The sequence below is a fragment of the Actinomadura sp. KC216 genome (assembly GCF_004348535.1).
Taxonomy (GTDB): Bacteria; Actinomycetota; Actinomycetes; order Streptosporangiales; family Streptosporangiaceae; genus Spirillospora.
The window spans coordinates 1-6531 of record NZ_SMJX01000411.1; the positions used below are offsets into that span (position 1 = coordinate 1).

Annotated in this window: 8 protein-coding genes; 5 read left to right on the forward strand and 3 right to left on the reverse strand. The window is 69.4% G+C overall.

The genetic code is table 11. The features are described 5' to 3' along the window. A partial coding sequence (locus E1264_RS38630; RefSeq protein WP_132181878.1) for a tetratricopeptide repeat protein occupies positions 1–2131 on the forward strand: 2131 nt, incomplete at its 5' end. A gap of 237 nt (positions 2132–2368) precedes the next feature. On the opposite strand, the gene E1264_RS38635 is transcribed toward E1264_RS38630, so the two are convergent. Continuing rightward, positions 2369–2581, reverse strand: a complete 213-nt coding sequence (locus tag E1264_RS38635; protein ID WP_132181880.1) for a hypothetical protein — start codon at positions 2579–2581, stop codon at positions 2369–2371. Positions 2582–2931: 350 nt separating this feature from the next. On the opposite strand from E1264_RS38635, the gene E1264_RS38640 reads away from it, so the two are divergent. After that, positions 2932–3534, forward strand: a complete 603-nt coding sequence (locus tag E1264_RS38640) for a hypothetical protein (RefSeq protein WP_207936810.1) — start codon at positions 2932–2934, stop codon at positions 3532–3534. Positions 3535–3539: 5 nt separating this feature from the next. Here E1264_RS38640 and E1264_RS38645 read toward each other — a convergent pair whose 3' ends face one another. Next, on the reverse strand, positions 3540–5168 hold the full coding sequence (locus tag E1264_RS38645; RefSeq protein WP_132181884.1) for a hypothetical protein: 1629 nt from the start codon (positions 5166–5168) through the stop codon (positions 3540–3542). Between the two features lie 169 nt (positions 5169–5337). Here E1264_RS38645 and E1264_RS38650 point away from each other — a divergent pair, with 169 nt between their 5' ends. From E1264_RS38650 to E1264_RS44160, 3 genes are read left to right on the forward strand one after another with little or no spacing between them, the layout of a single operon-like run. Further along, positions 5338–5691 (forward strand): helix-turn-helix transcriptional regulator, encoded by a 354-nt coding sequence (locus tag E1264_RS38650; protein ID WP_165964603.1) that lies wholly within the window; start codon positions 5338–5340, stop codon positions 5689–5691. Further along, positions 5691–6128, forward strand: a complete 438-nt coding sequence (locus E1264_RS38655; protein WP_132181888.1) for a hypothetical protein — start codon at positions 5691–5693, stop codon at positions 6126–6128. Before E1264_RS38650 ends, E1264_RS38655 begins: the two co-directional genes overlap by 1 nt. Continuing rightward, on the forward strand, positions 6125–6274 hold the full coding sequence (locus tag E1264_RS44160; protein WP_165964604.1) for a hypothetical protein: 150 nt from the start codon (positions 6125–6127) through the stop codon (positions 6272–6274). The genes E1264_RS38655 and E1264_RS44160 overlap by 4 nt, the downstream gene beginning before the upstream one ends. Here E1264_RS44160 and E1264_RS44165 read toward each other — a convergent pair. Next, entirely contained in the window at positions 6261–6419 is a 159-nt protein-coding gene (locus E1264_RS44165; protein WP_165964605.1) for a hypothetical protein, read from the reverse strand. The genes E1264_RS44160 and E1264_RS44165 overlap by 14 nt on opposite strands. Between the last annotated feature and the right edge of the window lie 112 nt (positions 6420–6531).

Here is a 6531-nt window from a genome sequence, read left to right on the forward strand (position 1 = left end):
GGGCGGGGTGGTGGTGCAGGCGGTGCACGGGCTGGGCGGGGTCGGCAAGTCGACCCTGGCGGCGTACTGGGCCCGCACCCATCTGCGTGGCCATGACGTGGCGTGGTGGATCACGGCCGACACCCCCGCGGCCCTGGAGGCCGGCCTGCACGCGCTGGCGGTGGCACTGGAGCCGGGGCTGGCCGGGCAGCCGCTGGAGACCGGGATCGCGCACGCGGTCGCGTGGCTGCGCACCCACCAGCGGTGGATCCTGGTGCTGGACAACGTCACCGACCCCGCCCACGTGGCGCCGCTACTGAACCGGGACCTGCCCGGCCGGGTGATCGTGACCAGCCGGCTGGCCGAGGGATGGCACCGGCTGGGGGCTCGCGTGATCCGCCTGGACGTGTTGACCGAGCAGCAGGCTACTGAGCTGTTGGCCGGCATCACCGGCAGCGCCACCGGCGCCGCCAACGTTGAGATGGCTGATGCCGCCGCGTTATGCCGGGAACTGGGGTATCTGCCGCTGGCAATCGAGCAGGCCGCGGGCTTCCTGCACCAATCCCGGCTGACACCGGCGGCCTACCTGGAACTCCTTCGGCACAACCCGGCGGTGATGTACGACCGGGCCGTCCGCGGCAGCGACGCCGAACGCAGCATCGCCCGGATCTGGCGCATCACCCTGGACACCCTCACCCAGGGCACCCCGCTGGCCGGGGCCCTGTTGCGGATCATGGCGTGGTGGGCGCCCGAAGCCATCCCCCGCACCCTGCTGGACCCGGTCGCCGACCCGGCCGAGGTGGTCACGGCGCTGGGAGACCTGGCCGCCTACAACATGATCACCCTGGATACCGACGCCATCACTGTGCACCGCCTCGTCCAAGCCGTTGCCCGCACCCCCGACCCGCGTGCCGTCGATGAGGGCGGCGACCCGCACCGCCAACCCGGCGACATCGACAACGCTCGCCAGGAGGCCACCACCCTGCTCCACCACGCACGCCCCGCCGACGTCGGCGACCCGGCAGCCAGGCCGGCCTGGCGTGCCCTGCTGCCGCACATCGATGCCCTGGCGGAACGCACCGACACAACCACCGACACCGCCGCAACCAGTCACCTGCTGGACCGCGCCGCCGGGTTCCTGCGCGAGCAAGGCGCCATCGCCCGCGCCATCGCCTACTACGAACGTGCCCACGCCACCAACCAGCGACTCTACGGCGGCGACCGCCCCAACACCCTGACCTCCCGCAACAACCTGGCCAGCGCCTACCAGGCGGCGGGTGACCTGGGGCAGGCGATCCCGCTGCTGGAACAGACCCTGACTGGCTGCCAACAGGTGCTGGGAGAGGACCACCCCCAAACCCTGGCTTCCCGCAACAACCTGGCCAACGCCTATGAGTCGGCGGGTGATCTGAGACGGGCGATCTCGTTACACGAGGCAACGCTCGCCGATCGGGAGCGGGTGCTGGGCCGCGTCCACTCCGACACCCTGGCTTCCCGCAACAACCTGGCCAGCGCCTGTGAACTGGCGGGTGATTTGGGTCGGGCGATCCCGCTGTATGAGGCGACGCTCGCCGATCGGGAGCGGGTGCTGGGCGGCGACCACCCCGACACCCTGGCTTCCCGCAACAACCTGGCCAACGCCTATGAGTCGGCGGGTGATCTGAGACGGGCGATCTCGTTACACGAGGCGACGCTCGCCGATCGGGAGCGGGTGCTGGGCGGCGACCACCCTGACGCCCTGGCTTCCCGCAACAACCTGGCCTACGCCTATGAGTCGGCGGGTGATTTGGGTCGGGCGATCCCGCTGTATGAAGCGACGTTGGCCGATCGGGAGCGGGTGCTGGGCGGCGACCACCCCCAAACCCTGGCTTCCCGCAACAACCTGGCCACCGCCTATGAGGCGGCGGGTGATTTGGGTCGGGCGATCCCGCTGTGTGAGGCGACATTGGCCGATCGGGAGCGGGTGCTGGGCGGCGACCACCCTGACGCCCTGGCTTCCCGCAACAACCTGGCCGCCGCCTATGGGTCTGCGGGTGATCTGAGACGGGCGATCCCGCTGCTGGAGGCGACCCTGGCCGACTGCCAGCGGGTGCTGGGAGAGGACCATCCCCTCACCGAGGCGGTACGGGGGAACCTGGAGGCGGTCAGGTAGGAGCCTCGTCCGGAAAGGTGTACTTTCCTGTACACACCAACGACCTGCGGCGATACCGCCCAGAGACCGACGTCCAGAAAATGCTCCCGCGCTCACACTTGCGGCATCTCGGCCCCACCCTCGCGAGCGAGTCGCTACTGGTCGCGCGGCGCACCTTCTCCGCTGACTTCCCCTGATGTGCTGCAATTTCGCGCCCTCCAGGTCCGCGCTGGACAGGTCCGCGCGGATGAGCTGACTTCAGGCGTTCAAGAACTCGTGGAGCCCTGCGGCCTTCTCTTCCGTGATGATCGCGGCCTTGATCAGCTCGGCCTCACTGATCGCCGCGGTGTAGGACTTGTGCCAGCCGGTGGAGATGACGAAATGGCCCTTGCCGGTCTCGTCCTTGAACCTATTGGAGACCTGCTCGATCTGCGCGAACTTGGTCTCCAGCGCGGCGCGGAGTTCCTTCATGCTCGTGGCGGGCCTGGTGGCTCCCCCGAAACAGATGTGCGGCCCCGGGCGCTCGACGGCGCGGACCGGTGCGCGGCGCGCTCACGTGGGCGCGGGCCGCTTGGGTGTACGACTGGACTCGTCGCTCGCCCGGTCAGCACCGGGACGACACAACTCCTGCGGAAGGTAGAGGACCGGCATGGTTAACGTCGCGTCGGTGACGCACCCCCGCGAACCGGCCGTAAACGGCCATTGACCCCGGTAAGGGGTGTCCAGGTCGTACGCTCCGGCGTTGATCACCGCGTCCCGCCCCGACCGTGCCCGGGGAACCCCTGCTCGGGCTCGCGGCCCATCCCGGGGAGGGGATAGGTGTGAAGTCGTCCACCGGCCTGCGCGTCACCGCGGCCGCGGCTCTGTCCATAACGTTGATCACCGCAGGCTGCGGAGACAGCGGCGACCCGGCCGCGGCCGGACCATCAGGGCCCGCGTCGACGGCCCCGAACGACGACTACACCGAGGGCGCCGAACCGGCCCCGACCCTCGCACCGCCCAAGAAGGTGGGGGAGACCGTCGAGGTTGCGGGGCTGAAGATCCAGCTCGTCGCGCTGAAGGCGGCGTCCAAGACCAGCCTGGACCCGACGTCGATCGACAAGCCGGCGTCCTGGCGCGGGTTCACCGCGACCTACAAGATCCACAACGGCACCGGCCAGCCGGTGAAGCTGACCGGATCCACTCACTCAGTGACGACCGACCCGAACGACACCGAAGCGGCCGGGATCATGATGGACGAGCCCGGCACCGCCGGCACCGAGACCCTCGGGGACGGGCCACTGCTGCCGGGCAAGACCCGCCTCATCTCCTCCGGCCTGGTCGCCCCGTCCCTCACCGGCATCGTCGTGGAACTCACCCCGGAGATCACCCCGGCGCCGCCGCAACCGGTCGACCCGATCACCTGGACCGGCACCGCCCGGTAGCCGCGTCACGAGTGGACGTCCAGGAACGTGCGCAGACTCGCCGCGTACGCGGCCGGGTCGAGGAGCTGCTTGCGGTGCGTCCGCGCCGACGGCGCCGTGGACACCTGGTCGCCCGCGACCGCCATCGCCAGGTCCGCGCCAGCAGCGTCGACCTCGTCGTCGACGTCGGGGTCATCCACCCGCGCGTCGTCATCAACCGGCCGGGTGATGGGGACACCGGCGGCGTACAGCACCGCGATGAGCTGCTCCACGGCCGCGCGGAGACGCCGCGCGTTCAGCCCGGACAGCACACGACCGGCTTTGGTCTCCAGGTCGGGCGTGAGCCCGTACAGCGCCTTCGCGGTCGCGGCCGCCTCCTCCAGCATGCCCGGCAGCGGCGACACCATCTCGCCGTCCTCGTCCGGGTCCTCCAGGCCGGGCAGGTCGGTAGGGATCGGCGTGATCGTCAGCTTCACCGGTTCCGGCTCGCCGAGCTCGATCTCCCCGGTGTCGTCGATGATCTCGTAGGGGATCTCGTAGGACTCCACCAGCGGCGCGGCCCCGGTGGGGTTGATGCCGTAGCGGGTGGCGATGACACGGTCAGGCCACGTGCCGTTGATTTCCACGCTCACCCAGCGGGGAGCGTCGGTTCCCTGGTCGGTGTCGTCCAGCGGGTAGGTCACCGCCCCCTGCCCGGCCGGCCCCCCGGCCGCTGCGGGCGGCGCGTCGACGGGGTCGGGGTCGGGGTCGGTGAGGAAGTTATGCAGAGCGTCGCGGAGCATGTCGCGGCGTTCTTCCCATGACCCGGCCGGGTGGATCGACGCGCCCAGGCCGCCGTCGCCGTTGAAGCACTTGCGTTCCATCTCGCGGCCGTCGTCCGCGGCGGCGTGGATGAGGGCGTTCGCCGGTTGGCGGCACACCACGCACACCGCCGGGAGCGCGCTGGTCGCCGCGCTGGGCGCGGGCATGAACGCGTGCGGCACCGCCGGGTCCTGCGCAGGGCCCTCCGTCTCGTCGAGCCACCCGCCAGGATCGCCGCTGGAGTCGTGATCGCCGCCGGGGGTGGCGTTCTTCACCGCCAGGGTCCCCGAGAGGCCGTTCGCGCCGAACAACACGGGGCTGATCTCGTACAGGTCGACTTCCTTGATTCGCCGGACGCCGTCGCGGCCGCGCCTGGACATGCCGGGCGGCACGGCGTACCCGATGGAGTACTCCTGCTCGCCGCTTTCGGAGTAGAACAGCACGTCCTCGTAGGTTTCGCGGCCCCGCTTGGTCCGCAGGTTGTACTGCTTGGTGACGATCAGCGCGCCCGCTTCCGCCGGCCATGCGTGACCGTCGCGGGTCGTCTTCGGCAGCCGCGGGTCGCCCGGCAGCAGCTCCTCGATCTCCAAGGTCCGCCCGACCGGGGTCTTCAGATCGTGATGCCACACGATCTTCGGGCGCCGCCGCGCGAGCGTCTTGGTGTAGGCGCCCGGCTCGATGATGTCGCCGTCGTCGTCGACCACGCCAGTGGCCGACACCAGCGCCACTACCACGCCCGAAGGGCCATCGAGCACCGCGCCGCCGGGAGATGGCGTCGCAGCGGAGTCCTTCCACTCCAGCACCGCACCGATGCTCGCGCGCTTGCGCTCCAGCCGTACCGCCGTGCCGTCCATGGTGCCGCGCCCCCTCGGTCCCCGTGCTGGGATTGGCCTGCGGGGCACCGTAGGAGGCCAGGTGACCTAACGTCCCGGCCCGCCAACGCAGGGCCTGAAGCACATCTCTCTACCTAAGTAGACAAATTCCGTCTACCTAGATAGATTGCTGGCCATGAAGGAACCCCGGATGACCGAGCACACTCAGACGGTGCTGCGCATCCTCCTCGGTCGCCTCAACGACGGAGAACGAGATCCCGCTGTCCTCCAGCACGGCCTCTACGGGCTGGAGCTCACCCGCCGCAGCGGCCTGCCCAACGGCACCCTCTTCCCACTGCTGGAGCGGCTGAGGAAGGCCGGATGGATCGAACGGTACTGGGAGTCCGACGACATCTCTGAGCAGGCCGGGCGACCCCGACGCCGCTTCTACAAGCTCACCAGCAAGGGCGCCGAACTAGCCGCAATCGAACTCGCAAAGATCAGCGCTGGAGCTTCCAAACCGCTTGGATTCACTCGCCCGGCACCGGATGGGGGAGACGTCTGATGGAAGCCCACGATGGGATTGAGTGGTCGCTGATCGGAGAGAGTGAGCTCCAGCGGCTGGGGGCTATCCCGATCCTTGTGAGCGTGTCGACTTGCGGGACAGGTCAGACCGAGCCGTTTCTGGAGCTTCTCAATTCCGACGGCGGCAGCGTCGCTGATTTCGGGTTGAGGCTATGGGACGACAAGACTGGGACGTGGAACCCCGTCGAGGACTACGCCCCTGCCGCCGCTAACAACTCTCGGTCGAGACGATCCTTGTGTTACGCAAGCCGGTTCATCCCGACTTGTGAACGGGCCGACTGGTTGGAGGAACAGCAGGCGTACCTGCTCGATCTCCCCACGCGGTGGTCACGGGCACGGTGGCTCATCAGCGCAATCCTCGGACTCCCCCGCTTGGTGCTCGTTATTCGGTCAGAGCTGCGGAAGGAGTCGGCATGAGCCCGCCGTTGCGGCGCTGGTCGTCCTGGCCGAACCCGGCCTCGAAACTCGGCACCCTTTTCTACGCGATCGTCGGCGGGCTCGTCGTGTGGCTTCTCGTCGACGTGCTGCCCCGGCACGTCGACATCCACATCACCTTCCACTGACCTGCCCGCCGCCGTCCAGCTCGGCGCGGGCCTCGGCGAGGAGCGTTGGCGGTGCGGCATGGGCGGCGGGCAGCGCCAGGAGCGCGGCGGCCGCGGCGGCCCGGTCCTTGCTGCGCAGGCGGGCGTACTGGCCCAGCGTCGTCACAAGCCGTGAACGAACCGATACAGACTCGTGATCTCCCGTGATCGCCAGCGATCCGTGCGATCCCATGACTACATGACAATGCCGGTTATCATGTAGCGCGTGACCACACCCC